Source organism: Chryseobacterium sp. NFX27 (assembly GCF_049887855.1).
GTDB lineage: Bacteria > Bacteroidota > Bacteroidia > Flavobacteriales > Weeksellaceae > Chryseobacterium.
The window spans coordinates 78,137-105,081 of the sequence record NZ_JAGEKK010000016.1; the positions used below are offsets into that span (position 1 = coordinate 78,137).

The following is a 26,945-nucleotide window of genomic DNA, read 5'->3' on the forward strand; positions in this document are numbered from 1 at the left end:
TTTTTAATATCTTTATACTTTAATAACAACTAATTTATGAAAAATATTTCATCGGTATTGTTAATTTCTGCGCTGGCACTTAACCAATCTTGTACTACAATGAAGAAAACCGATATTCAACAGGAGATTCCTGTTACCGATCCATCCTTATCTTCAAATCCTTTTATGAAGAAAAGCAAGCTTCAGTATGAAGCTCCGGAATTCGATAAAATTAAAAATGAACATTTCAAACCTGCTTTCGATTTTGGACTAAAACAGCACGATGCTGAGATTCTGAAAATTGCCAACAATCCGGAAGCTCCTACTTTTGAAAATACCATTGTAGCGCTTGAAAAAAGCGGCGAAGTTTTGAAAAGAGCCACTATTGTATTTTCTAACCTTACAAGCGCCAATACAAACCCTACCCTTCAGGCTTTGGATGAGGAATATGCTCCTGTTTTTGCAGCACATTCTGATAAAATGTACCTGAATGAAAATCTCTATAAAAGAATCAAGTCTATTAAAGAAGACGGTTTAGATGCAGAGGGAAAAAGACTTGTGCAGTTTTACAAACAGAATTTTGAAATTGCAGGAGCAAATCTTTCTTCTGCTGATAAAGAAAAACTAAAACAGATCAATCAGGAACTGGCTTCACTTTCCACGCAATATGCCAATAAATTATTGGAAGCAAGAAAGCAGGGAGGTGTGTTTTTCTCTGATGCCAAAGAACTTGATGGGCTTTCTGCCGATGAGATCGAAGCTGCAGCAACGGATGCTAAAACAGCGGGGCAGCCGGGAAAATATCTTCTTGCCCTTCAGAATACAACTCAGCAGCCACTTCTTCAGAATCTGAAAAACAGAACCTCAAGAGAAAAACTTTTCAAAGCGTCATGGCTCAGAGCTGAGAAAGGCGACGGAACCGACACCCGTGAAACTATCGAAAAATTAGCTAAACTGAGACTTAAAAAAGCTCAGACCTTAGGCAAGAAAAGCTTCGCTGAATGGAAACTGCAGGACCAGATGGCTAAAACACCTGAGGCAGCTACCAAGCTGATGAACCAGATCGCCACTCCTGCAGTGGAAACGGCAAAACGCGAAGCAAAAGATATTCAGGATCTGATCGATCAGCAGAAAGGCGGCTTCAAAGTGGAGCCATGGGATTGGAATTTCTATGCTGAGCAGGTAAGAAAAGCGAAATATGATCTTGATGAAAACCAGATCAAGCCCTATTTTGAAGTAACTACTGTTCTGGAAAAAGGTGTTTTTTATGCCGCTGAAAAATTCTTTGGACTTACTTTCAAAAAAAGAACTGATCTTCCGGTTTATCACCCGGATGTGGTAACGTATGAAGTTTTTGACCACGACGGAAAATCTATCGCGATCTATTATCTTGATTTCTATACCCGAGATTCTAAAAACGGGGGGGCATGGATGAGCAATTTTGTTGAACAGTCTTATCTTTTAGGAACAAAACCTGTCATCGTAAACTGTTATAATTATCAGAAGCCGGCTCCTGGAAAAGCTTCACTAATTAGCTACGATGATGTTTCCACAATGTTCCATGAGTTTGGACATTCCATTCATGGGATGTTTGCCAGCCAGAAATACCCATCACTTTCAGGAACAAGTGTTCCTAGGGATTTTGTGGAATTCCCGTCGCAGATCAATGAGCACTGGGCTTTAGACCCTATTGTTCTTAAAAATTATGCAATCCACTATGAAACAAAACAACCGATTCCTCAGGATTTAGTTGAAAAAATTAAAAAAGCAGCTACTTTCAATCAGGGATATATGACGACAGAACTTGTTTCTGCGGCAGCTTTGGACATGGACTGGCATACAGTTACCAATGAAAGTCAGCTAATTCCGGTTCTTGATTTTGAAAAACAGTCATTGGCCAGTCACGGATTTACTTTAGCCACAGTACCGCCAAGATACCATACCCCTTATTTTGCCCACATCTGGGGCGGAGGGTACTCAGCGGGATATTATGCTTATCTGTGGTCTGAAACTCTTGATAATGATGCATGGGAATGGATTAAAAGCAACGGAGGTCTGACAAGAGAAAACGGGGACCGTTTCAGAAAGTATATTCTTTCTGTAGGAAATTCTGTAGATCTTAACCAGGCATTCAGGGACTTTACAGGTCATGATCCTGATATCAAACCTTTATTGAGAAACAGAGGTTTTATAAAATAATTTATATAGAGAAGCATCCGATTGGGTGCTTCTTTTTTATAGGTTTTGGCTGAAGCTGTGGAATGATTCTTATTTAAATGGGTTAAAACCCATTTCTATTGATAAAGATATGGTGTTTTTAATCCGTTTCTTATATGATGGGCTAAAGTCCGCTTTTATCAATAAAATTTCTATTTTTGTGGTTCGAAAATAATGAGAATATGGATTGTCCCTGCTGTTCAGGAAAACCCTACGAAGAATGCTGTAAGCCTTACCACACTGGAGAAAAACATGCCCCTACTGCGGAAGCTCTGATGCGTTCCCGGTTTTCAGCATTTGCTTTTCCAAACGGGAAATATCTGATGGAAACTACATATCCGGCAAAAAGGAAATTTCACAATACAGAAGACCTGCAGGAATGGGGAGAAATTAATGAATGGACACAACTGGAAATTATAGATAAACCTTCTGTCAGTAAAGTTGAGTTTAAAGCCTTTTATACTGATGAAGAAGGTCACAAGCAAATCCATCATGAATTATCAAAATTCAAAATGCTCCAAAACCGGTGGTTTTATGTGAGCGGAGAATTTTTAGAGTAAAGAAAAAAATGTCCGGAAAAATCCGGACATTTATTATAGTTTAGTGAGCCTCTGTTCCGTCAGCTCCATGAGCGTGACCATGTGCCAGTTCTTCTTCTGTCGCAGGACGTGTATTGATAATTTCCACCTGGAAATCTAATACTTTCCCAGCCATTGGATGGTTAAGGTCTGCCACCACTGCTTCAGGTGTTACCTCTAATACAAATGCCTGGAAATTATTTCCCTGACCATCAGATAAAGGCAAAATAGCTCCCAAAGGCGGAGTTCCTGATTCCTGAAACATATCGATAGGCAGCTGCACGATCGAATTCGGATCTTTCTCTCCATAAGCTTCTTCTGCCTGAATGACGAAAGCAGCTTTATCACCGGCTTTCAGACCCTGAATATTTTGTTCAAACTTTGGAATCATTCTTCCTACACCATATAAAAATGTAAGAGGATTTTCTGCTGTTGTTTCTTCTACAAGAATCTTACTTCCATCTTCTTCGATCGTGTGAAGTATGTAACTTACTGCTACAACATGGTTGTTTTCAATTGTCATATTTTTTCTTTTTTTCGTGATATTTTTTCACGATTAACACCACAAATATACTATTTTTGAAATGATTGTCTGTTGGAAAGATGTTAAAAACAAATCTTAAGACAGTATCACTTATCACTTCCCGTTCTTTGTTTCGTTTCGTTTTTTCTGTCTCAATACATAGAGATACAGACTTTCTACCTTGGCTCTGGCCCAATCTGTTTTTCTTAAAAATTTCAGAGAGGAATTAATACTTGGATTATCTGTAAAACATTTAATATTGATCTGCTCGCCAAGCTTCTCGAAACCTTCATAATATTCTACCAGTTCTTCAAGAATGGCATCAAGCCTTTTTCCGTGTAACGGATCTTTTGACGGTTCCTGCATTGTTATTTTTTTGTAAAAGTATAATATTATACGCTGATATGGAAATCCAACGGACAATATCTCTTGTCAAAAAAATTGCCCTCAATATCGTAAAGGATGAGGAGGAAAACTTGTTTGAGATTATATAAAGTGTGATAAGCACTATTAGATTCTACAGTTAAAAATAAACCGCAGCTGTTCTGCGGTTTATTTATTTTGCTTAAAACTATAAATATTTAATTTGTTCACCAAAGATATCCGGTCAATATTATATTATTATTTTTTTTCTTCTTCTTTTTTAGTTATTTTATCATAGTCTTCAGATTTCATGATAGTTAGACTATTTGATTTATTATGCCAGAGGCTTATATATTTTTTTGAAACTACACTATAATTCTCCCAATTTGTAAATCTTTGATAAAGCATTAGCGTACAGATATCGGTTGGGGTTATTGTCTGCCAGTTCTCCAAAATATGAGTGTGAGCTCCACCACTGGATTCACCATCATCATCTTTGATTTTTTGAACAATCATTCCCTGATGCATTTTTTCTACATTCTGAATATCATTTTTATCATTAAAAGTGATCAGATAATCATTCCCGAATATGACAACATTTTCAATAGAAGGTCCCGTTACTATATATACTTTCTTAATATTATTTTTAATGATAGGAATCAAATTAAGACTCGCATTTTTATAATTTTTAAAAATAGTATCGTTTTGAACTCTTGTCAATGCCTTCTGTCTAATGTTAAAATAATCGTTCTCAGTAGCTGTAAATTGTCTTTCGTTGAAATCTTTTTTAGCATCTTTCGGATTAAAATTTGCAGGAAAAGATATCGTTGCAATCACTTTATTTTTCTTAGAAAAGAAAATGCATTTGGGAACTGTCTTATCCACATAAGAGAAATATCCACCCACATTGTCCATTTTATCATAATTCTCTCTAAAAATATCAGTACCGTACCAGCTAGCCATTTCACTATGATAAAGTGTCATTCCTTCTTCTTTTACTTCTTTTGCAATGCTTTCTACATTTTGAGCGGCAATAACTGTACAAGCAAAAGTAAATAAGGCAATCAGAGCATTTCTCATCATATTGTTTTAACCAAAAATACTATTAATTAATATAATTTTCAAATTTTCAGCTAACGCTTTAATAAAAGATGATGAAAATAACTAATCTTCCAGAATTTTTTGCTTAGAATTAATATTTATAAATGTTTAATTGCAGGTTTTACCTCTTGACCGAATAGTTCAATGGATTTCATCATGATATCATGAGCCGGATCACCGATATCCATATGCCCAATAAATCTTGTGATTCCGAAAATTTCTTTCATGTAAGCAATTTTACCAGCCACTTCTGCCGGGTTTCCAATGAATAATGCCCCTTCTCTTGCTCTTCCACCATCATACTGCATTTTTGTATAAGGAGCCCAACCTCTGGTTGCTCCGATTCTGTCCATCTGAGATTTATAGTTATTGAAATACCCGTCCACAACAGCCTGTTCATTGCTTACAAAAGTATGCGAATGAATAGCGATCTGCATTTTGGATACATCATGTCCGGCTTTCTGATATTCCTGCTTGTAAAATTCTACCAGACTCTTAAACTGTACCGGCATTCCTCCAATGATGGCTACCACCAAAGGCATTCCTAATTTTGCCGCGCTTAAAACAGATTGCGGAGTTCCGCCTACCGCTCTCCAGATTGACAGTTTGCCATCATTTTTTGCTCTCGGATAAACAGTCTGGTTCTGCATGGGTGCACGGAGCTTTCCTGACCAGGTTACATTTTCTTCTGAATTGATCTTTAGCAGCAATTCTAATTTTTCATCAAAAAGCTCTTCGTAATCATTCAGTGAATAGCCGTAAAGCGGAAAAGATTCAATAAAGCTTCCTCTTCCTACGAATATTTCAGCTCTTCCGTCTGATATCAGATCTAAAGTTGAAAAATCTTCATATACTTTTACCGGTTCTGAAGAACTTAAAACCGTAACACCACTTGCCAGCTTTATGTTTTTGGTGATACTTGCCGCAGCAGCCAGTACCATTTCCGGTGAAGAAACTGCATAATCCGGACGGTGGTGTTCTCCCATTGCAAAAACATCAATTCCTACCTCATCCATCAATTTTACCTGTTCCAATATTTCACGGATCTTCACCCCTGCATCTCTATATTTTCCGGTTGCCTGATCAAACGCCAGGTCACCAAACATTCCTATTCCTAATTCCATATTTTTAGATTTTAGATACACAAAATTACGGATGAAAAAGCTCAAAAACATTGATGTTTGTTAAGAACGGATTTTACCTATATTTAACCCTTTCTATAATTATAAAAATGAAACATACCTTAACAGCGTTCTTACTTTTCCTTACAGGGTTCTGTTTTTCACAAAGCAAAAATGAAATCTATGTCATCGGCAACATCCATGACAGTGTGCCTAACTATCATCCAAAAATACTTTTCGACATACTTGATAAAGTAAAGCCTGATATCATCCTTCATGAAGTGGATACCCAGGGAATGAAAGACTACGAAAACGGCATTAAGATTACAGAAAACGAGATTAAAGCAAGCAATGCTTATCTGAAAAAACACCCGAAAACATTAAGATTCTCTTTTGATTTTGAAGGCAGGAATCAATACAGGAAAGACAAGGGAATGGTTCCTACGGATAATTTATCGGTGAAACTTATTGACAGTCTTTATAAAGCAAAACAACTAGCCCCATCTGAGGTGAAGATCTATGAAAATTTTACCAATCTCACAAAAGACCTGATGAAGATTGCGGAATTATCACCGGAAAATTTTAATAATGCAATTACTGATCAGATTTCAGGAAAAAGACAGAAGGCACAGTACTCCGAACTTTTAAAGATCACTGAAGCAAGACCTGAATTTGCAAAAAGATTTGTTGTAAAGCCGAATGGTGAAAAGATCAGCTACAGAGACGGTTTTAAATTAATGTCCGGATTCTGGGATCTCCGAAATCAGACTATGGCTAAAAATATTTTTAAAATGGCAGAAACCCATCCCGGTAAAAAAATCGTTGTGCTTACAGGTTTCCTGCACCGGTATTATATATTAAAAGAATTGAAAAAAATCAATAAGGGAACTTACGTGACAAAGGAGTTTTATGATTAATCAGTTCAATCTGCGAGATATAGAAGTTTTAATATCTTAAAAAATAATAGAAAATCCAGCCGAAAGGCTGGATTTTCTATTATTTTTTAAGATACTGATCAAAGTAGTCTGTAATCTTCTGCATCAGGTGGACTCTGTCTTTCCCGATTACGTTGTGCGGATGTCCAGGATAAGCAAAGTAATCCAGCTGAACTCCGTTATCTACTGCAGCTTTAATAAATTTAATGGAATGCTGCCATACTACTACATCATCCTGTGCACCGTGGATCATCAGTAATTTTCCTTTTAAATTCTGAACTTTATCCAATAGATTAGCGGTAGCATATCCCTGAGGGTTTTCCTGCGGTGTGTCCATATATCTTTCTCCATACATGATCTCATACATTTTCCAGTCGATCACCGGCCCCCCGGCGACGCCCACTTTGAAGACATCAGGTTGGCGAAGCATGAAGCTTGTCGTCATAAATCCACCAAAGCTCCATCCGTGGATCCCCATTCTCTGGGAGTCTACATAAGGAAGGGATTTTAAGTAATCTACCCCTTTCATCTGGTCGTTCATTTCCGTTGTTCCCAGATTTCTGAAAACAGCCTGCTCAAATTTCATTCCACGGTTGGCAGAACCTCTTCCGTCCATGGTGAAAATAATATATCCGTTTTGAGCCATGTATTCGTACCAAAGATTTCCTGATGCCGGAAAGGTATTGGTCACCAGCTGAAGATGTGGCCCATTGTACAGATAAACGATCACCGGGTATTTTTTATTAGCGTCAAAATCTGTCGGAAGGATGATTTTTCCGTACAGTGGTGTTCCGTCATCAGCTTTTAATTCTACATTCTTAATTTCAGGTCTCTGATAATTTTTCAGTGTATTTTCTGCCGTAAGAATATTGGTTGACTTAGCAGTATTGGTATTGATAATATTCACAGACCTTGGTGTACCTGCATTAGTGTAGGTATCATAAAGATAATTTCCATCGCTGCTCAGAATTCCTGTATGTACACCGGATACATCATCCATTCGCTGCATTTTAAAGCTTGTCCAGTTGATTTTATATAAATGTTTTTCAAGCGGTGTTTCTTTGGTAGAAGTGAAATAGATCTCTTTTTTCTTTTCATTAAAACCTAAAATATCTGTTACCAGCCAGTCTCCTTTGGTGATCTGGGCAATCAAGCCTTTTTCCAGACTGTAATGGAACAGATGATTGTATCCTGTTCTCTGGCTTTGCCATATAAAATCGGTATTGGAATTCGGGAAGAAAGTAAGGGGATGCTGAGGCTCCACATATTTATCGCTGGTTTCTTCAAATAAAGTTTTTATCAGATTTCCTGTAGCGGCATCGTACTGGTTCATTTTTAAATGATTCTGGCCACGGTTCAGAACGCCTACAAAGATATATTTTGAATCCGGGCTCCAGGTAACAGCTGTTAAATACTGATCTTTTTCACCTTCAATTTTCAGGAAAGTGGTTGACTGATTTTTAAGATTATAAATCCCCAAAGTAACTTCGTGGGACTTCTGCCCTGCCATCGGATACTTGATGTTATGGTTTACAGCCGGTGTTACTGACCAGTCTACAACAGGATAATCTGCCACCATGGTCTGGTCCATTCTGTAAAACGCAACAGCTTCAGAGTTTGGAGCAGGAAAAATTCCTGTATCAATTCCGAATTCATTCCTGTGAACTGCTGCACCTCCGTTGATGATATTTTCATCAGAATCATTAGTTACAGCTATTGTTTTCCCATTTTTGCTGACATATAAATTATTTTTTACAGTAAATGCAAAAGTTTGGTTATCTCCGAACATTTTCACATTGGAAGCATTTTCATCAACGGCAGCAGAGGTTTTTACTTTCCAGTCGTTTCCTGACTTTTCGATCCAGAACATTTTATCGTCCGCACTGAAATAGCCGCTTGAGCCTCCGGTAAATTTGATCTGAGGAACTGCTTTTAGTTTAGCATCTGAAAATGACTTGTTCAGTTGGGTCAAAGACACCAAGGTATCCTGCTTATTGGTCTTAAGATCGGTGATCAGATAACCGCCTTTTACAGCCTGGATATATGATTTACCGTCTGCAGCCCATGAAAATTGGGAAATATTTTTTACGGCAAGATTCGTTCTCAGTCCATTTACAGCCTCCGCCATTGTAAATTTTTGGGTCTGCGCGATTGCAGAGCTACCCAAAATCAGCATCAATAAAGAAAATCTATGTAATTTCATCGTATAAAATTGAATCCATCAAAAATAAGAAATAAAAGTCACCCGTTAATAAATGTTAAATTAAAACATTCATAAAACAGGATTAATGTATTGATAAAAATAAATTCTTACCTTAATGATAGGAAAATTAGGCGTAAATTAACGTGAATGGTGAATGGTCAACAGTGAAATTTTTATACCGGTCATAATTTACTATTCATTTGTAGAGCAAAATTAACCTTCACATAAAAATAGGAGTTATTTCATTTCTTATCCTAAATCAATGACTGGTATATGTTCTCTGCCCTACATTTGCAGTATTAATAACAAACAAAAAATACAATACAATGGCAACAAAATGGAACCTAGACCCAACGCATAGTGAAATTACTTTTAAAGTAAAGCACATGATGATTTCTAATATCAAAGGAAACTTCAGAACATTCAACGCTGAAATTGAAGCTGAAGATGATACTTTTAGCAATGCTAAAACAACGGCTACCATCCAGACTGATTCTGTATTCACCAACAACACAGACCGGGATAATCACTTAAAATCTCCTGAGTTTTTCAATGCAGAAGAACATCCTTCTATCACATTTGAATCTCAGGCTTTAAATGATAAAGTAACAGGAAACCTTACAGTAAATGGTGTTACAAAACCTATTACTTTAGATGTAGACTTCGGAGGGATTAATGTGGACCCATGGGGAAATACAAAAGCAGGCTTTTCTTTTGAAGGAAAAATCAACAGAAAAGATTTCGGACTGAACTGGAATGCTGCTCTTGAGGCAGGAGGCGTAATGGTAGGCGACGAAGTAAAAATAGCCGGAGAATTACAGTTTGTAAAACAGGCATAATACAAAATTGAGTTTTGGGATATTCTCGTAAAAATATCTATACCAATTAAAACATAAAAGGTTCAGGGATTTCTAAAAGCCTTGGGCCTTTTTTAATATTTTCAACTTATGAATCTTAATGATCTGCAAAATATCAGCACTAATTTTGGGAATACCCAAAGAATGCCTGTTTTATTCCTCGGGCATGGCTCACCGATGAATGCTATTGAAGAAAACCAGTTTGTACAGGGATTCAGAAAAGCGGCACAGGAGATTCCCAAGCCTAATGTCATTCTGTGTATTTCCGCACATTGGTATACAAAGGGAACTTTTGTTACTGCAATGGATATGCCCAGAACGATCCACGATTTTGGAGGTTTTCCCAAAGCTTTGTTTGATGTAGAGTATCCTGCTCCGGGAAGTCCGGAACTGGCTAGGGAAACAGCTGAGCTTTTATCGCCTGTTTTGGTTGAGGAAGATCACAACTGGGGGCTTGACCATGGTGCCTGGTCGGTGATCAAGCATATGTATCCGGAAGCTGATATTCCTATAATCCAGCTGAGCATAGATTATACAAAACCTCCACAGTATCATTATGATCTTGCCCAAAGGCTGACTAAGCTCCGTGAAAAAGGAATCCTCATTATCGGAAGCGGAAATATTGTACATAATCTCCGCATGATCGACTGGAAAAATATCGATACGGTAGGCGCCGGGTGGGATTGGGCTGTAGAAGCCAGAGAAAAGACGAACAACTGGCTTCTGGACGGAAATTTCCAGAATATTATAGACTATCAGAAACAGGGAACATTCCTGCAGTATGCTATTCCTACACCAGATCACTATCTTCCGTTGATCTATACATTAGGCTTAAAGGATCAGGCTGAAAGTCTGTCATTATTTAATGATGAACTGATTGGCGGATCATTAAGCATGACCAGTGTAAGGATAGGATAAGCTATATTTCGCAGTTATTTATTACTAAGAACTCTTTCTGCCAACTCTTTTTTGCAACCGACAGCACTATTGAAATTAAAAAAAGGGAATATCACCAATCCTCACCAGCTCATCAACGAAGGTTGCTTTCAAAGAATTGAAAATATAATTCTGCTTGATAATCAGTTGGAAGACAGAGATATTCCCTGGTATTTACTTAAAATAATTTATTGTACGGCTGCGAGTACATTAATGTTTCCATAACCATAGCTTGAATTTACCGTTGGATAGTATGTAGCAGACTGTCTCATTTTATTGAGTACCTGATCTCTTGTCCATGAAGGGTTTTTAGCCCAGACAAGAGCTGCAATTCCAGCTGTAGCGGCCGTTGCCACAGATGAACCGCCTACATAATCTGCCTGATTGTTATAATAGCTTAAAACAGGAACTGTATTCCCATTGGCTCTTTCCATCTGGAAGGTAAAATCGATCTGGCTCCCGGAATGGCAGACGTCACATTTCTGATTGGAAGTTCCTTCTTTTACTCCGGTTACCGCCTGAGTTTCAGACATGCTTGCCGGAAAAATAACACCTACAAAGTTGGTAAAGCTGGTGGAGGTCCCTCCTGCACAAAAAATCAGTTTTCCTCTTGAATAAGCGTATTTCACGCCGTCTTCGATCTTTCCTACCGAGAAAATATGTCCCATCGACATGGAAATGATCTTTACACTTGTATTATTAGCCAAATCCGTAAATGCTGTTTTTACCCCGTTCTGCTCGCTGGAAGTTTCCAGCACCACATTGGAGGCGGCGCGGTAAGTGATGAGATTCGCGTTGTAGGCAACTCCTACAGGAAGTCCTGCATTATTTTTTGGTGCTGCCATCACAGAAGCCATTTTTGTTCCGTGTCCGCATTGGTCAGCCGGACCGTCTGTAGTGGATCCGTTGACATATGAACCAAATTTACTGATTGTTCTTCCGGAAGATGCTCCTGTATTAAAACTGCTTCCCAGCAAGGTCTGCTCGGGTGAAACTCCGGTATCAATAAGGCCTATGGTAACTCCTGCTCCGGTGCTGTAGCTCCATGCATTTGGAATATTATGCTTCGTAAATGCCCATGGCACCTTAGCATTGGGTGTAGTGGTGGTATAATCTGCAAGATTTAAAGCCGTTGATTCAAATCCGCATCCTGATGAACCACTGCTGGACTTTGCATTGGAATTAAGACTGTTTTCTATTTCAAAATAATGATAATCTCCCGGTTCCACATAGCGGATATTTTTCATCTTTCTTAACGCCGTAATGGTTTCTTCTTTGTCTATGACAACATCCATCTGATTAAGATACTGATCGGAAGAAATCAGAAATCTCGTCTGTTCAACGCCTTCATATTGCTGGATCAGACCTAAAACTTCAGCTTCCATTGCTTTGTTGTCAGGAGAAAGGCTTCTGTCAAAATCATCCTTTGAAGCCCCAAATCCGATGGAGACCATTCTGTTTCCTCTGAAAACAGCACTCCAAAGCAGATGGTCTGAAGCATTTTTCCAGTTGAAAGATCCAGTGTTCTTGATCATGCTGTTAATTTCTGCATTGATCTGCTTTCCCGTTAAAGGGTCCCTCTGAACAGCTTCAATGGCAGGGTTTTCGTTCTGCAGTCCATCTCTGGTACATGAATTCAAAACAAAGAACAGTGCTAAAAGGTAAAATACTCTTTTTTTCATAGTTTTAATTTGTATGGTTTGGAACCACAATATAACACTTTGACGTGATTTAAACACTTAGAAAAAATGAATTTAGTATTACCTGAATATTAATAGTTATCGCTAATCTTTAAAAAGTTTATACTGTTTTCTCATAACATACGCTATTATCAACACCTATATACTGTCCGTAATTGGGAATTCTTATGTAACCGCATTTTTCATATAAGGCAATAGCCTCGGGTTGTTTGATTCCGGTTTCAAGAACGCATCTGCTATATCCCTCTTCTTTGGCCCAGACTTCAAGCTCATTTAATATTTTAGAAGCGAATCCTTTTCCTCGCCATCCTGCATCAGTATACATCCTTTTTATTTCTACGGTATCTTCAGAAAAAGGCTTGAAAGCACCACAGCCCACCGCCTTCCCATCAGAGTAAGCTATCACGCAGTTTTTCAGCATATCAATTGAATTGAACTGGTGATAAAATTCATGATCATCTCCATCCCGTACAGCAAGATCGGCATCCAGGAGTTTGACTAATTTCTGGAAATCTATATTGGAGGAATCGGTTCTTTTGATAGTCATTGTTTGTTAAATTAAGATTAATAAGATTTAAGTATTTTAAAATTAAATTCAAAAATACAAAAGCTTCCCTGTGAGAGGAAGCTTAGAGTTTATTTGTTTTTAATTCATTTGAATTAATTAAGCGTCAACCTTAAATTTCCTTTCATTGATCAGTTCTGCAATCGCCAGCATATCTTTTCCTATTAATCTGTCGTCTTCCAGTTTTTTAACTTTGGAACGGATGATGGCATAATTTTCTTCAATAATCTTCGAACATTTGGCAGGTCTTCTGAATTCTAATCCCTGAGCTGCAAACATGAGTTCCACAGATAAAATATTGACCAGATTTCCTAAAACCTGATTGAATTTTCTACCGGAAATACTTCCCATAGAAACGTGGTCTTCCTGTCCCAAACTTGTAGGGATAGAGTCTGCGGATGCCGGGAAACACAACGTTTTATTTTCCGTAACCAAAGCCGCTGAAGTATACTGAGGAATCATAAATCCTGAATTCAGTCCTGAGCTTTCCGTCAGTAATCTTGGTAATCCGTATTTTCCCTCTAATAATAAATAACTTCTTCTGTCTGAAATATTTCCCAATTCAGCCACTGCCAGTGTAGCATAGTCAAGAGGAAGCGCCATCAGCTGTCCGTGGAAGTTTCCTCCGGAAATAGATTCTTCTGCGCTTAACACAATTGGGTTATCCGTTACAGAATTCAGTTCTGTTTCAGCCATCAGTTTAAGATGTTCAAAAGCATTTCTGCTGGCACCGTGTACCTGAGGAACACATCTCATGGAATAAGGATCCTGAACTCTTTCACAGTCTTCATGTGCTTTCATGTTTTCTGAACCCTTCAGAAATTTAGCCATTCTGGCCGCAACTTTTTTACTGCCCTCAAAAGGCCTGATGTCGTGAAGCTCTTTTTTGAATGGACTTTCAGAACCTCTGTACGCTTCAATACTCATTGCGGCAGTCATATCTGCTAAATTTAATAAGTATTCGAATTTTTCTAATCCTTTGATCGCATGAGCCAGAATAAACTGAGTCCCGTTGATCAGTCCTAAGCCTTCTTTCGGGCCTAAAGCCAACGGTTCCAGACCATGTCTGTCCAAAACTTCCATAGTTTCGAAAATCTGATCTCCTTCCCAAACCTGTCCCAGTCCGAGTAACGGAAGTACAAGATGCGCAAGGGGAGCTAAATCTCCTGAAGCTCCTACGGACCCCTGCTCCGGTACTACAGGAATAATATCTTTTTCAAGCATCAGGATCAGTCTTTCAATCACTTCCAGGGAAACCCCTGAAAATCCTTTGGACAATGCATGCACTTTGGCAATGATCATGATTTTGGAAAATTCCTTGTCGATAGGCTTTCCTACTCCTACCGCGTGAGAAATGATAAGGTTATACTGCAGCTGGGCAGTTTCATCAGCTGATATCTTAGTATCACAAAGCGGTCCGAAACCTGTATTGATCCCATAAACACATCTATCGGACTCTACTATTTTCTGAACATTTTTCTGGGATTTTAGGATCTGTTCTTTAGCTGCTTTATTAAGTTTAGCTTTATTTGGTTTTTTACAGATTTCCAGAACATCATGGAAAGTAAAAACATCTACACCGTATATCATTTCTAAAAATTTCCTTAAAATTACGCATTTAACCATAATTGGAAAAGCTAAATTTCACAGTCCTATATTTTTCTGATTATACGTAAATTATTTTGCTATTTTTACCGCTTAAATTAAAAACAATAAACAATAACTTATGAAACTTAAAACTTTACTGCTTACATTATGTGTTGCAGGCACTGCAACTTTTGCACAGAAGGTAAAATATTCCAAAGAGGAGATTAAAAAAATGGAAACATACCTCTTCAACGAGGGGTTTAACTCGCCCTCTCCCAAAAAGACATCAACTATTATTCTAAAAGACGGAACAGCCCATAAAGGTTTCTGCAGTAAGATTGAAACTAAAAAAGGACAGATCTATGAAGTAGCTTTGAAAGACAGCATCACTAAAAAAAATGAAGTATTCAATGCAGAACAGATTAACGAAATGTATGTATATCCCAGCAATGCTGAAAAAATTGCAAAAGTCGGGAAATATATGAGCAACATCAGAAATTTCAGCACCAAAAAACTCACCAAGAATACAGCCGGTGGCAGAATACATTTTGTAAACCAAACCGTTTCTCTGAAAAATAAAAAAGATGACAAGGAATTCCTGATGCAGCTGATCAATCCTGAATTCAGTGATATTATTTCTGTCTATCACGATCCCAGAGCTAAAGAAACTACCGGTTTTTCTATGATGGGTTCTCCTCAGCTTGGCGGCGGCGTTATTAAATCTTATTATGTAAAGAAAGGTGATAAGGTGATGTGGCTTCACAAAGATGACTTTGAAGATAATTATGAATTCCTGTTTGGTGACAATACAGAATTCATGAAAAAATACCCTAAAAACTCAGTTGAATGGGATTATTTCAGCTTTCTGGTAAGTGAATACACTTCGATGAATAACGGATAAAATTTAATTTCAATCTGAATTCGGGAAAAACTCTCAAACCCTAAAACTCTTCGGGATCTCAAAGCGGATCTAATTTAAACATACATCATAAAACTGCAGAAAAACTCTGCAGTTTTGTTCTTTTAAATCCCGGATGGATTCCGTAATTTTGTTATATGAATCCTTCTTTAGAATTACAGCTCAAAACTTTACCATCGGAACCGGGCGTTTATCGTTATTATGATAAAAACGACCAATTGCTGTATGTGGGAAAGGCCAAAAATTTAAAGAAAAGGGTTCTCTCCTACTTCAATAAAAATCTTCCGGGCTACCGTATCAAAATAATGGTAGGAAAGATCGTACGTCTTGAAACAACCATCGTCAACAGCGAATATGATGCACTTTTACTGGAAAACAACCTGATCAAGGAGCACCGTCCCTTTTACAATGTATTGCTGAAGGATGATAAAACGTATCCATGGATCTGTATTAAAAATGAAAGTTTTCCAAGGATATTCCTGACCAGAAATGTAATCAAAGACGGATCTGAATATTATGGGCCCTATGCGAAAGTGCGTCCTGCAAAAATTTTGCTGGATACCATCAAACATATTTATAAGCTGAGAACCTGTAACCTTAATCTTTCACCTGCTAAAATTGCAGAAGGAAAATACAAAGTATGTCTGGAATATCATATTAAAAACTGTGAGGGGCCTTGCGAGGATCTGGAAAGTAAGGAAGATTATGATGAAAAGATCGATGCCATCCGGGGAATCATCAAAGGGGATTTCCGGAAAGCAAAAGAGTATCTGGTAAATCAGATGATGAAAATGGCTTCTAATCTTAAGTTTGAAGAGGCTCAGATCATTAAGGAAAGACTGGATATCCTGGAAGATTATCAGGCTAAAAATACAGTCGTGAATCCGAATATCGATGATGTCGATGTTTTTGGAATGACCAGTGATGAAGCTGCTGCTTATGTGAATTTCTTCAAAATCAGAAACGGAAATATCATCCAGAGTTTTACAACGGAGATCAAAAAGATCCTTGAAGAAACGGATGAAGATATCATGGAAGAAGCTTTGATTGAGATCCGCCAGAAGTTCAGTTCTGATTCTAAAGAAGTATTATTACCCTTCCATCTTTCTGTAGAGATTCCGAATGTAAAACTAATTGTTCCAAAAGTCGGTGATAAAAAAAGGATTGTGGAACTTTCGGAGAAAAATGCAAAGGAATACCGTTTAGAAAAATTAAAGCAGGTACAGATTGTAGACCCGGAAAGACATACGAACAGAATCATGTCTGAAATGCAGAAACTTCTACGGATGCCTGTGGAGCCGAGACATATTGAAGGTTTTGACAACTCGAATATCCAGGGAACGAACCCTGTTTCTGCGTGTGTGGTTTTTAAAGACGGAAAACCAAGCAAAGCCGATTACAGAATTTTCCACCCAAAAACAGTAGAAGGTGCCAATGACTTTGCCACGATGGAAGAAGTGATCTACCGCCGCTATAAAAGAATGCTGGATGAAGGGGAAAACCTGCCCCAGCTGATTCTTATAGATGGAGGAAAAGGCCAGCTTTCGTCTGCTGTAAAAAGTTTAAAGTTATTGGGCCTTTACGGTAAAATCACAATTGTGGGGATCGCAAAAAGACTTGAAGAGATTTTCTTTCCTGAAGACTCTATTCCTTTATACCTTGATAAGAAATCGGAAACATTGAAAATTTTGCAAAGGGTAAGGGACGAAGCCCACCGTTTTGGGGTAAAACATCACAGGACCAGAAGAAAAAATTCAACCATTAAGTCTGAGCTGGAAGAAATTCCGGGTGTTGGAGGGAAAACGATTGAATTGCTTTTATCTAAATTAAAATCTGTAAAACGCATCAAAGAATCAAGTCTGGAGACCCTGGAAGAAATTTTAGGGAAGAGTAAAGCGAAAATTGTTCATGATTTCTTTAATAATGGCTAAGAATTAAAACTATTTTATTTGCAGTTTTAATTATTAATATTCAATTTAACCGCTTTATATTTATTTAATTTATTGTAAAGTTTTGTTTCTAGTGTTTTTTTCATATTTTAGTGTCATAAACCTTAACCATATGAAAAATAACTACATTTTCGCAAAATTCTTTGCACTATTCTTTGCGTCTGCATTTGCTAATCTTTTTTATTCCCAGACTTATTGTAATCCATCATATCCCAGTGGATGCTCCAGCTGGAGAATTACCCAGGTTGCTATCCCGCAGGCTAGTTTCAACAATACTTTTGCAGCAGGAACCTGCACCAGCGGAAGAGACAGAACTTCGGTAAGCATGAATCTGACGACAGGTGTTACTTATGATATTAACGTAACAACAACGGGATGGATATCCTGCGGAATGGCTATCGATTTCAATAAAGACGGTGATTTTGATGATGCAGGAGAAGCTTTATTTTTACCAGGCTATATCGCCAACTCAACACAAGTGTACACCGGAACATTTATAATTCCTAATTCCGTGATAGCCGGAGCGTACAGAATGAGAGTCTGGAACCGTCTGGCCAATGCCGGAGACGGAAATCCAGCACAATCGCCATGTGGAACTTATGCATACGGAACCTGGACAGATTACACCGCAAATATTGTAAGTGCTTTGTCTACTTCTGAAGTTACAAAACCTTCTGCTAAGGTATATCCTAATCCTGTTACTGATGTTTTAAATATAGAAGATAAAAACACAATTAAATCTATAGAAATTTATGATGCGAACGGAAAATTAGTGAAAACTGTTTCATCACAGAAAAGCAATACATCTATTCCATTATCCGAGCTTGTTCCCGGAACATATACAGCAAAGATTAACGGCAAAAAAGAAAATCAGACTTTAAAGTTTATCAAGAAATAAGAACTTCTTTATATGCAAAAAAGTCCTCGCATTGAGGACTTTTTTTATTCTATTTTATCAATATTTATTTTTGAAGAAATATTTCTTTAGAATATTCTCCATTAGATTGTGGCATATCAATCACAATATTTCCGTTTTCGTAATATCCGATAGTATAAGTTCCATCTGAAAGTTTTACCCTAAATATATCTTTTTTTGAAGAAGTTTTAAAAACAGCAAATGGTACAGAACTTCCATTGTCTGCCAGGATAAACTGATTGGTATCCACCTGTATCTTCTGAAGATTAAGCTTGCCGTTGGTATATTTCCCGGATGTATTTTCTGTGACAGATACAGATGAACTCTCTTCATTTTTTGTCACAACATTTTCTTTTGGACTTTCATCCTTTGTCACCTGAAGATTGGCCACCGGATTTGAAGCTGGAAGTGAAACAAGAGACTGCTTAAGGGCATCCTGATAGCCTTCTTTATATTCTTTAATGTTCGAACTTCCTTTTGATGAAAACACCACATTCCCATTACAGTCTTTAAACTCAAGCTCTATTTTATTTCTCAGAAAACTACTTTTATTAAGCACATTACCCACAGCAAAGCTGCAAGAGTTTTTTTCAATCCCCGAAGGCCACTGGTCTTTACCTTCCCGGACAACGGTGTATCCTTTTGATTTTAAAGCCTTGGCTAAGGAATCATCAAGACCATATGATTCTTTATCAAAATCTTTAAAGGTCTGAGGAATAGAAATATATTTATAATCAGAAACTTTCTGCCCGAAAACAGCAGTAACTGCCAACATAAACGTAAGTACTGAAATCTTTTTCATTGCTTTTAAATTAAATTCAAAGTTAATCATTTCTGAATGCTCCCATATCTAATTTAAGGGAGAAAAAATTAGAATAGAAGTTAGATCCCCCGATTCCTGAATTGGTGATCGCATAGTCCAGTGTAAGTCCTCTGTATCTTATCCCAAGTCCGGCACTCGGCTGGAAGGAAACTTTTCTTTTCAGGTCTTCAATATCTGTAATAGACTGAAATCTGTTAATTCCAAGCCTTACAAAGATCATTTTCTGATATCCAAGCTCAGCCCCGGCATAAGGCGTTATGCTTGCAAAATCTGTTGATATCAAAGCTGCTGTTTTAGCAAAATCAACATTAATACCAGCTTCCGGCAATACATAAACGCTGCTGTTAATATTGAATATTTTACTTGCTCCCACATTCAGTTTAGGCATCGTAAGTTCCATTTTATCTTTTGGTGCAGGGTTAAATTCTTCGCCGTTTACCACTGTTGAAAGCTCTCCCTGATTGATACTCCAGAAATTTACCGTAGTCGTTGCATCACGCAGCATTCCCCCGAACTTCCATCCGTTGTCAGCCTTATAAATAGCTCCTATATCAAAACCAAAACCGTAACCGCTTGCAAATTTCCCTACATTTCTGTAAACAATTTTAGCATTTACCCCTACATCCAGTTTAGGATTGCCTGCAGGATTGAAGGCGTAGGAAAGAATAGCAGCATAATCAGACTGGGAAAATTTTGTGATTTTATCATAGTCAATATTACCTTCAGCATCGATCATCTGGGTTGTATTCAGAATATTGTCTACTCCCAGTCTTACTATTGAAACACCAAATACACCTTCTTCCAGGACTTTTGCGTACGCCAGATAATCATACTTTGCAATAGATTCAAAATATTCTGCGTGCATTGCCGCTCCTTGCCAGTCCCGTTCAATAGCCATTAAACCAGCTGGGTTCCACATCGGTGAATATACATCATCCTGGTTGGAAATTACAGCTCCACCCATTGCAAGTCCTCTTGCTCCGGCCCCGATATTTAAAAATTCATTGGAGTATTTTCTTATAATCTGAGATTGAGACAGCCCAAACAGCAGTGAAAATGCAAGTAAAAAATATTTCTTCATCATATAAATTTGATGCTTAGTTAAAGTTTTTTTGTTTTCTGGCTTTTATTAATCCATTTACAATAATAGCCAATATCATAACGCCTGAAGCTACATAAAATATAGGACTCATTTCTTCTGATTCTCCAAAGATAAAAAAAGCTAGTATAATTCCGTAGACAGGTTCTAAATTAACTGTTAAAATTAGAGTAAAAGGCGAGATATATTTCATAAGCTTCACCGACTCAAGCATTGGAAAAGCCGTAAAAACACTTGCCAGTAAGCATATTAACGCCAGATCTCTGTAGTTTATTTCATTCATTTGAAAAATCTGTCCTGTAAACATATAAAATACCGCCAACACAAACCATCCGCAAAAGATCTCGTAGAATATGATATTTCCTGAACTCGTTTTACCAAACATTTTACCGTTAAAAACAGAAAAAATAGTTCCGAATACTGCACAGAGAATCCCATAGATGATACCTTCTTTAAAATGAAATTCGGTTTTAAAAATTAATAATATACAGGCAACAATTACTACCCCCATCACAACTTCCGATATATCAATCTTTCTTTTAAAAATAACAGGCTCCAGTATGGAAGCAAATAACGTAGAAAGTGACAGGCAGCTTAATGCTATAGAAACATTAGATACTTTAATAGAATAAAAAAAACAATACCAGTGAAGTGCCATAGCACAACCTATCCCGGCAAGCTGAAAAAATATTTTCTTTGATACCTTAATGCTCTCTTTTTTATAAATCCTGATAAATACAAATAAAAATACAGCAGCAAACAGCATTCTGTAAAATACAAGGATCTGTGCATTGGCATGAATCAGTTTCCCCAAAATTGCGGTAAACCCCCATAAAAAAACAATTAAATGCAGCCTGAAAAGTGCTAATTTTTGCATATTCTATCTTCTGTAAATTTTTAACAGGCAAATTTACAAATAGGCTTTTACAAATCTGATAAAAAAACAAATAATAGTTTAATAAAAAAATACTTAATAGAGATTCACCTTACTTTTTCCAAATCATTTCTCACAACTAGCTTAAAATAAAAAATACTTAATAGAAATTTAAATAAAGAAGATGTTGTTTGTCAAACCATTCATAAGTATCTCGTCGGATAAAATTTATAAATTTGGTTAATGATACTCAATAAAGATATTAGAATTAAAACAGATCGACTGGTATTGCAGCCTGTAGACGAATTGTATATTGACGATATCAATACCTGCTTCACTGCAGAAGTTACAAGATATATGCCTTTTAATCCGGATGGAGATAGAAATGACATTCTAGTTTTCGTTCAAGAATCAAAAAAAATGTTATTAAAGAACACCGACCTGGTAATGGTTACACTTGATTATAATAATAGCTTTATGGGTTGCTGTGGTATCCATAATATAACAGAAGAATCGGTAGAACTTGGATTATGGTTAAAAAAGAGTGCCCAAGGTCTTGGATTGGGTACAGAAATAATAGTGAGCCTTATTGAATTTTTAGAAAATAATTTTACTTTCCAATACATTATGTATCCAGTTGATCAGGAAAATATAGCCAGTAGGAAAATACCTGAAAAATTGGGCTTTACCCTTTTTAAAAAATATCAAAAAAATAAAAGCCCATCATCATTTCTCAATATCTTAGAATATAGAAAATATTATTCAGTTTAATCTCAATATATAAATACAAAAAACCCTGAAAATTTATTCAACGTTCAGGGCCTTCAAATAATAAACTATTAAAAAAATAAACTAGGAACTTAGAGTAATTAACAAGGATTATCATTCCTTTTACTCTGAAGTAAAGTTAGAAAAAATATCAGTAATTTGAAAATATTTTTTTGTTAAAAATTTCACAATTTTCTGAGAACCAATATATTAAACACTTGTTTTACTTCAAAGCTCATTCATTATAAAAATAGTATCTTTAGCCGTAAAAAATTGAAATTTATGGACCTTGAATTTAATAAACGGGAAGATCAAAATAGATTAAAATTATCGGATATCAATCAATTGCTCGCTGAAATAAAAAAAGGAGGTGGTGAGAAAAGGCTTCAAAAGCTTCGTGACGAGGGAAAAATGACAGCAAGAGAAAGAATTGAATATCTTCTCGATAAAGGTTCAGATTCCATAGAAATCGGTGCGTTTGCCGGTTATGAAATGTATGAAGAACATGGAGGATGTCCTTGCGGGGGTGTTGTGGTAGTAATGGGATATGTTTCCGGAAGACAATGTCTTGTTGTGGCTAATGATGCTTCTGTAAAAGCCGGTGCCTGGTTTCCTATTACCGGAAAAAAGAATCTCAGAGCACAGGAAATTGCAATGGAAAATAAGCTTCCTATCATTTATCTGGTAGACTCTGCAGGTGTTTACCTTCCTATGCAGGATGAGATTTTCCCTGATAAAGAACATTTCGGAAGAATTTTCAGAAATAATGCTAAAATGAGCTCTATGGGAATTATCCAGATCTCGGCTGTTATGGGCAGCTGTGTAGCTGGAGGTGCCTATCTTCCTATTATGAGCGATGAAGCAATGATTGTTGATAAAACCGGCTCCATTTTCCTTGCCGGAAGTTATCTTGTAAAAGCTGCTATCGGGGAAAGCATTGATAATGAAACCCTTGGTGGAGCTACTACACACTGTTCAATTTCAGGAGTTACAGATTATAAGGCTAAAGACGACAAAGATGCTTTAGACAGGATCAAAACTATCATGAAATCTATTGGAACTAATGAAAAAGCAGGATTTGACAGAATAGAAAGTTTTCCTCCAAAGGAAAATCCTGATAATATTTTTGGAATTGTTCCGGTTTCCAGAGCTGAACAGTATGATACCTACGAGATCATTAAATGCCTGGTTGACAATTCAGAATATGATGAATATAAGCCGGACTATGGTAAAAGTATCATTTGTGCCACAGCCAGAATAGACGGTTGGTCTGTAGGAATTGTAGCGAATCAGAGAAAGCTTGTAAAAAGCGGTAAGGGTGAAATGCAGTTTGGTGGTGTTATTTATTCGGATTCTGCCGATAAATCAACGAGATTTATTGCCAATTGTAACCAGAGAAAGATTCCTTTAGTTTTTCTTCAGGATGTTACAGGATTTATGGTGGGCTCAAAATCTGAGCATGGAGGTATTATTAAAGACGGTGCTAAAATGGTGAATGCCGTTTCGAATTCTGTAGTGCCGAAATTTACGATCATTACAGGAAATTCTTATGGCGCAGGAAACTATGCCATGTGTGGTAAAGCTTATGATCCCAGATTAATTGTAGCCTGGCCTTGGGCAGATCTTGCTGTAATGGGTGGATCACAGGCAGCAAAAGTTTTAGTGCAAATTCAGGAATCCACGTTAAAGAAGCAAGGTAAGGAGATCACTGAAGAAGAACATAATGAAATTCTAAATACTATTACAAAAAGATATCAAAAGCAGACAGAAGCGACTTATGCTGCTGCCAGACTTTGGACAGATGCTATCATCAATCCTACCGATACAAGAAAATGGATCTCTATGGGTATTGAAGCAGCTAATCATGCTCCTATTACAGAGAAATTTAATCTGGGAGTTATCCAGGTCTGATCATATTTGACTATTCAAAAATAAAAAAGATGTGGAATTGGTTTTCCACATCTTTTATTTTTATACTGTTGAAATTTTTTGAATTCTAAGAAAAGAATACTCCCGTTCTGAATCTCTCTTTATTCAGTTTTTTATTAACTGCAAGCCCCCAAAGAATAAACTCTTTTAAGAATAAAATATCTTCTGGTAGCGTATCCGGTTGATATTTTTCAATCATTTGGTCAAGAGGTGTAATTCTGTTAAGAGATTTTGCGTAGACTTCATCCGAAGATTCATCAGTAATTTCCAAAGAGCCGTCGTCTTCTAAAAACCAATCCGTAACCTGGCTAAACGGTCCGTCGATATTTTTTTTCTCCAGCTTTTCCACTTTCGGAAAATAAGATGTGAATAAAGTTCTGATTGCATTATCAATTAATAACTGAGCAACCGCTTCTGCACCTTCCTGCTCACCTTCATACACCAACTCCACTTTCCCTGTAATGGCAGGAATTACCCCTACAAAATCACTTAATCTTACAGACGTTGTTTCATCACCCGTTACTAAAGATCTGCGTTCTGCAGTACTCAATAAATTTTCAAAAGCAGTGATACTCATACGTGCACTCACTCCACTTTTTGAATCTACATATTCACTCTCACGGGCTTCAAAACCAATCTGCTCCAAAAGATCTTTCGCTAAAGAAGGAACATATACTCCATTTTTCTGACGTCCATCTAAGCTGGATTCATACCTGGTAATTTCTCTTGCGATATTGATATTCTCAGGATAATGTGTCAAAATCTGCGATCCGATACGGTCTTTCAGCGGAGTTACAATACTTCCTCTGTTGGTATAATCCTCAGGATTCGCTGTGAAAACAAACTGGATATCCAAAGGCATTCTCACCTTAAATCCACGAATCTGTACGTCTCCTTCCTGCAAAATATTAAACAAGGAAACCTGGATTCTCGCCTGAAGATCCGGCAATTCATTGATAACAAAAATACAACGATTTGCACGCGGAATCATTCCGAAATGAATCACACGGTCGTCTGCATAAGAAAGTTTTAGATTGGCAGCTTTAATAGGATCAACATCACCGATCAGGTCTGCAACAGTCACATCCGGAGTTGCCAGTTTTTCGAAAAACCTTTCATCACGGTGAAGCCATTCTATTGGAGTATTATCGCCTTCTGCATCAATTAATTCTTTTGCAAAACGTGAAATTGGATTGAACGGATCGTCATTAATTTCACTTCCTGCAACGAAAGGGATCCATTCGTCCAACAATAAAGTCATCATTCTCGCCAGCCTGGTTTTTGCCTGACCTCTTAATCCTAATAAATTGATATTATGCCTGCTTAGAATGGCATGCTCCAATTGAGGAATAACTGTATTTTCATATCCGAAAATCCCTTCAAATACAGATTCTTTACTGCGAATTTTACTTTTTAAATTATCTCTTAATTCGTCTTTAATATTTTTTGATATATATCCTGATGCTCTTAGCGAGCCTAGCGTTTTTATAGTTGGCTTTTCACTCATTTTATTTAAAATCTGATTTATTAACTTTGAAATATATTTTTATAAATAATGAATTTTAACGGATTCTTTTCTTACGATTAGTCTCATAATCTTCAAAAATCATGTGACCTAATCCATTAAGTCCTGTATAAAAAGCTTTCCCCTGATTGGCTTCTGTAAATTCATTTACAAATTGCTGCAAATAGGGATCCTGCGCAATCATAAAAGTAGTAATCGGAATATGCAGTCTTCTGGCCTGAGAAGCCATATTGTAACATTTCTGAACAACATATTCATCTAAACCGTAAGAATTCATATAATACGTACCATCAGCCTGACGAACGCAACTTGGCTTTCCGTCGGTGATCATGAAAATCTGTTTATTGGTATTCCTTTTTCTTCGTAAAATGTCCATCGCCAGCTGAAGTCCGGCAACCGTATTTGTATGATAAGGCCCAACCTGCAAATAAGGCAACTCCTGAATTTTAACGGGCCATGCATCGTTTCCAAAAACGATAATATCCAAAGTATCTTTTGGGTAACGTGTTGTAATAAGTTCTGCAAGTGCCATTGCCACTTTTTTAGCTGGGGTGATGCGGTCTTCTCCATATAAAATCATACTGTGGCTGATGTCGATCATTAAAACCGTACTCATCTGAGATTGGTGAATACTGTCTTCAACAATTAAATCATCTTCAGTAAGATGAAAATCTCCGATTCCGTTATTGATCTGGGCATTCTTAAGACTTTCGGTAATAGAAATTTTCTCTATTGGATCTCCAAAGTTATAATTACGAAATTCTCCTGTTGTATCTTCTCCCGTTCCGCTTTTATTGGTTTTATGATTTCCATTTCCACTTTTTCCAAGGTTCCCGAATATTTGATTAAGCGCTTGTTTACGAATATTTTGTTCCATTTTTGCGCTCAGGCGAATTCCGTTTCCACCATTAGAATCTACTTCTTCACGGATATATCCTTTCTTTTTAAGATCTTCAATAAAATCGTCAATAGTGTATTCTGGAGTAGTAAGTTGGTATTCTTCATCCAACATTCGAAGCCAGTCGATCGCTTCATCGAAATCTCCCGAGGTATGGGTTAACAAATCGGTAAAAATTTCCAGCAACCGATCAAATACAGATGATTCTGGTGCTTTGTAAGTTTCAAATCTGAACCCTCTCACAATATGCTCTTTCATGAAATAAAGTTACAACATAAATAAAAGGACTTTAAGAGATTTAATCTATTTTAATTTTTATGAATAAAAATAATCTTGATTAATATTTAAATAATTCAAGAGGAATGAGGTAACCACAGATATACAGATTTCCTCAACGATCATTGTTGGATTTGTTTTTTTGTTTGATTTTTTGGTTAGTTGGTGTATGTATATAACAAAAAAAGTCTCATACAAATACTGTATGAGACTTTTAATAAAAACTGGCGGCGGCCTACTCTCCCGCTTTCGCAGTACCATCGGCGCTGGTGGGCTTAACTTCTGTGTTCGGAATGGGAACAGG

At 37.0% G+C, this 26,945-nt stretch carries 23 protein-coding genes and 1 rRNA gene; 10 read left to right on the forward strand and 14 right to left on the reverse strand.

Annotated features, from left to right (window positions below):
• The first annotated feature begins 36 nt into the window (after positions 1-36).
• Both J4Q03_RS16560 and J4Q03_RS16565 read left to right on the forward strand, forming a co-directional pair.
• Positions 37-2,178: a M3 family metallopeptidase gene (locus J4Q03_RS16560; protein WP_426049229.1), complete on the forward strand. Its 2,142-nt coding sequence runs from the start codon at positions 37-39 to the stop codon at positions 2,176-2,178.
• 200 nt (positions 2,179-2,378) lie between these two features.
• Positions 2,379-2,756 carry a YchJ family protein gene (locus J4Q03_RS16565; RefSeq protein ID WP_426049230.1) on the forward strand — a complete coding sequence of 126 codons (378 nt, stop codon included), beginning with the start codon at positions 2,379-2,381 and terminating at the stop codon, positions 2,754-2,756.
• Positions 2,757-2,796: 40 nt separating this feature from the next.
• Here the strand turns inward: J4Q03_RS16565 and J4Q03_RS16570 are convergent, their stop codons facing one another.
• From J4Q03_RS16570 to J4Q03_RS16585, 4 genes are all read right to left on the reverse strand, one after another.
• A complete protein-coding gene (locus tag J4Q03_RS16570) occupies positions 2,797-3,297 on the reverse strand; it encodes an FKBP-type peptidyl-prolyl cis-trans isomerase (RefSeq protein WP_426049231.1) in 501 nt (166 codons plus the stop codon).
• Between the two features lie 114 nt (positions 3,298-3,411).
• Positions 3,412-3,663: a VF530 family DNA-binding protein gene (locus J4Q03_RS16575; RefSeq protein ID WP_426049232.1), complete on the reverse strand. Its 252-nt coding sequence runs from the start codon at positions 3,661-3,663 to the stop codon at positions 3,412-3,414.
• 255 nt (positions 3,664-3,918) lie between these two features.
• Positions 3,919-4,743, reverse strand: coding sequence for a hypothetical protein (locus J4Q03_RS16580; protein WP_426049233.1), 825 nt, complete (start codon positions 4,741-4,743; stop codon positions 3,919-3,921).
• Positions 4,744-4,859: 116 nt separating this feature from the next.
• Positions 4,860-5,885, reverse strand: coding sequence for an LLM class flavin-dependent oxidoreductase (locus J4Q03_RS16585; RefSeq protein WP_426049234.1), 1,026 nt, complete (start codon positions 5,883-5,885; stop codon positions 4,860-4,862).
• A 107-nt stretch (positions 5,886-5,992) separates the two neighbouring features.
• Here J4Q03_RS16585 and J4Q03_RS16590 point away from each other — a divergent pair, with 107 nt between their 5' ends.
• Positions 5,993-6,799: a hypothetical protein gene (locus J4Q03_RS16590; protein ID WP_426049235.1), complete on the forward strand. Its 807-nt coding sequence runs from the start codon at positions 5,993-5,995 to the stop codon at positions 6,797-6,799.
• Positions 6,800-6,878: 79 nt separating this feature from the next.
• Here the strand turns inward: J4Q03_RS16590 and J4Q03_RS16595 are convergent, their stop codons facing one another.
• Positions 6,879-9,020: a DPP IV N-terminal domain-containing protein gene (locus J4Q03_RS16595; protein WP_426049236.1), complete on the reverse strand. Its 2,142-nt coding sequence runs from the start codon at positions 9,018-9,020 to the stop codon at positions 6,879-6,881.
• A 326-nt stretch (positions 9,021-9,346) separates the two neighbouring features.
• On the opposite strand from J4Q03_RS16595, the gene J4Q03_RS16600 reads away from it, so the two are divergent.
• A complete protein-coding gene (locus J4Q03_RS16600) occupies positions 9,347-9,859 on the forward strand; it encodes a YceI family protein (RefSeq protein WP_426049237.1) in 513 nt (170 codons plus the stop codon).
• Positions 9,860-9,967: 108 nt separating this feature from the next.
• The gene (gene ygiD / locus J4Q03_RS16605; RefSeq protein ID WP_426049238.1) at positions 9,968-10,795 is read left to right on the forward strand and encodes a 4,5-DOPA dioxygenase extradiol; all 828 of its coding nucleotides are present in this window, start codon (positions 9,968-9,970) and stop codon (positions 10,793-10,795) included.
• 206 nt (positions 10,796-11,001) lie between these two features.
• Here ygiD and J4Q03_RS16610 read toward each other — a convergent pair whose 3' ends face one another.
• The 3 genes from J4Q03_RS16610 to hutH all read right to left on the reverse strand — a co-directional run bounded on the left by J4Q03_RS16610 (position 11,002) and on the right by hutH (position 14,668).
• Positions 11,002-12,495, reverse strand: a complete 1,494-nt coding sequence (locus J4Q03_RS16610; RefSeq protein WP_426049239.1) for a S8 family peptidase — start codon at positions 12,493-12,495, stop codon at positions 11,002-11,004.
• Positions 12,496-12,613: 118 nt separating this feature from the next.
• Positions 12,614-13,060, reverse strand: coding sequence for a GNAT family N-acetyltransferase (locus J4Q03_RS16615; RefSeq protein ID WP_426049240.1), 447 nt, complete (start codon positions 13,058-13,060; stop codon positions 12,614-12,616).
• Between the two features lie 117 nt (positions 13,061-13,177).
• Positions 13,178-14,668, reverse strand: a complete 1,491-nt coding sequence (gene hutH / locus J4Q03_RS16620) for a histidine ammonia-lyase (RefSeq protein ID WP_426049241.1) — start codon at positions 14,666-14,668, stop codon at positions 13,178-13,180.
• Positions 14,669-14,804: 136 nt separating this feature from the next.
• Between hutH and J4Q03_RS16625 the strand changes: the two genes are divergently transcribed.
• From J4Q03_RS16625 to J4Q03_RS16635, 3 genes are all read left to right on the forward strand, one after another.
• A complete protein-coding gene (locus J4Q03_RS16625; RefSeq protein WP_426049242.1) occupies positions 14,805-15,566 on the forward strand; it encodes a hypothetical protein in 762 nt (253 codons plus the stop codon).
• A gap of 155 nt (positions 15,567-15,721) precedes the next feature.
• On the forward strand, positions 15,722-17,515 hold the full coding sequence (gene uvrC, locus J4Q03_RS16630) for an excinuclease ABC subunit UvrC (RefSeq protein ID WP_426049243.1): 1,794 nt from the start codon (positions 15,722-15,724) through the stop codon (positions 17,513-17,515).
• Between the two features lie 130 nt (positions 17,516-17,645).
• Positions 17,646-18,431, forward strand: coding sequence for a T9SS type A sorting domain-containing protein (locus J4Q03_RS16635; protein WP_426049244.1), 786 nt, complete (start codon positions 17,646-17,648; stop codon positions 18,429-18,431).
• A 64-nt stretch (positions 18,432-18,495) separates the two neighbouring features.
• Here the strand turns inward: J4Q03_RS16635 and J4Q03_RS16640 are convergent, their stop codons facing one another.
• Genes J4Q03_RS16640 through J4Q03_RS16650 form a run of 3 tightly spaced genes read right to left on the reverse strand, consistent with a single transcriptional unit; the run spans position 18,496 to position 21,248 of the window.
• Positions 18,496-19,251, reverse strand: a complete 756-nt coding sequence (locus tag J4Q03_RS16640; RefSeq protein WP_426049245.1) for a hypothetical protein — start codon at positions 19,249-19,251, stop codon at positions 18,496-18,498.
• A gap of 22 nt (positions 19,252-19,273) precedes the next feature.
• On the reverse strand, positions 19,274-20,356 hold the full coding sequence (locus tag J4Q03_RS16645) for a PorV/PorQ family protein (RefSeq protein ID WP_306846478.1): 1,083 nt from the start codon (positions 20,354-20,356) through the stop codon (positions 19,274-19,276).
• 13 nt (positions 20,357-20,369) lie between these two features.
• Complete coding sequence (locus J4Q03_RS16650) at positions 20,370-21,248, reverse strand: DMT family transporter (protein ID WP_426049246.1); 879 nt, start codon at positions 21,246-21,248, stop codon at positions 20,370-20,372.
• A 240-nt stretch (positions 21,249-21,488) separates the two neighbouring features.
• Between J4Q03_RS16650 and J4Q03_RS16655 the strand changes: the two genes are divergently transcribed.
• Both J4Q03_RS16655 and J4Q03_RS16660 read left to right on the forward strand, forming a co-directional pair.
• Positions 21,489-22,016, forward strand: coding sequence for a GNAT family N-acetyltransferase (locus tag J4Q03_RS16655; protein ID WP_426049247.1), 528 nt, complete (start codon positions 21,489-21,491; stop codon positions 22,014-22,016).
• Positions 22,017-22,295: 279 nt separating this feature from the next.
• Positions 22,296-23,924, forward strand: coding sequence for an acyl-CoA carboxylase subunit beta (locus J4Q03_RS16660; protein WP_426049248.1), 1,629 nt, complete (start codon positions 22,296-22,298; stop codon positions 23,922-23,924).
• Between the two features lie 85 nt (positions 23,925-24,009).
• Here J4Q03_RS16660 and J4Q03_RS16665 read toward each other — a convergent pair whose 3' ends face one another.
• The 3 genes from J4Q03_RS16665 to rrf form a co-directional block, all read right to left on the reverse strand.
• Positions 24,010-25,449, reverse strand: coding sequence for an AAA family ATPase (locus J4Q03_RS16665; protein WP_426049249.1), 1,440 nt, complete (start codon positions 25,447-25,449; stop codon positions 24,010-24,012).
• Between the two features lie 55 nt (positions 25,450-25,504).
• Complete coding sequence (locus J4Q03_RS16670) at positions 25,505-26,623, reverse strand: vWA domain-containing protein (RefSeq protein WP_426049250.1); 1,119 nt, start codon at positions 26,621-26,623, stop codon at positions 25,505-25,507.
• Between the two features lie 240 nt (positions 26,624-26,863).
• A 5S ribosomal RNA gene (rrf, locus tag J4Q03_RS16675) occupies positions 26,864-26,945 on the reverse strand; the annotation flags it as partial.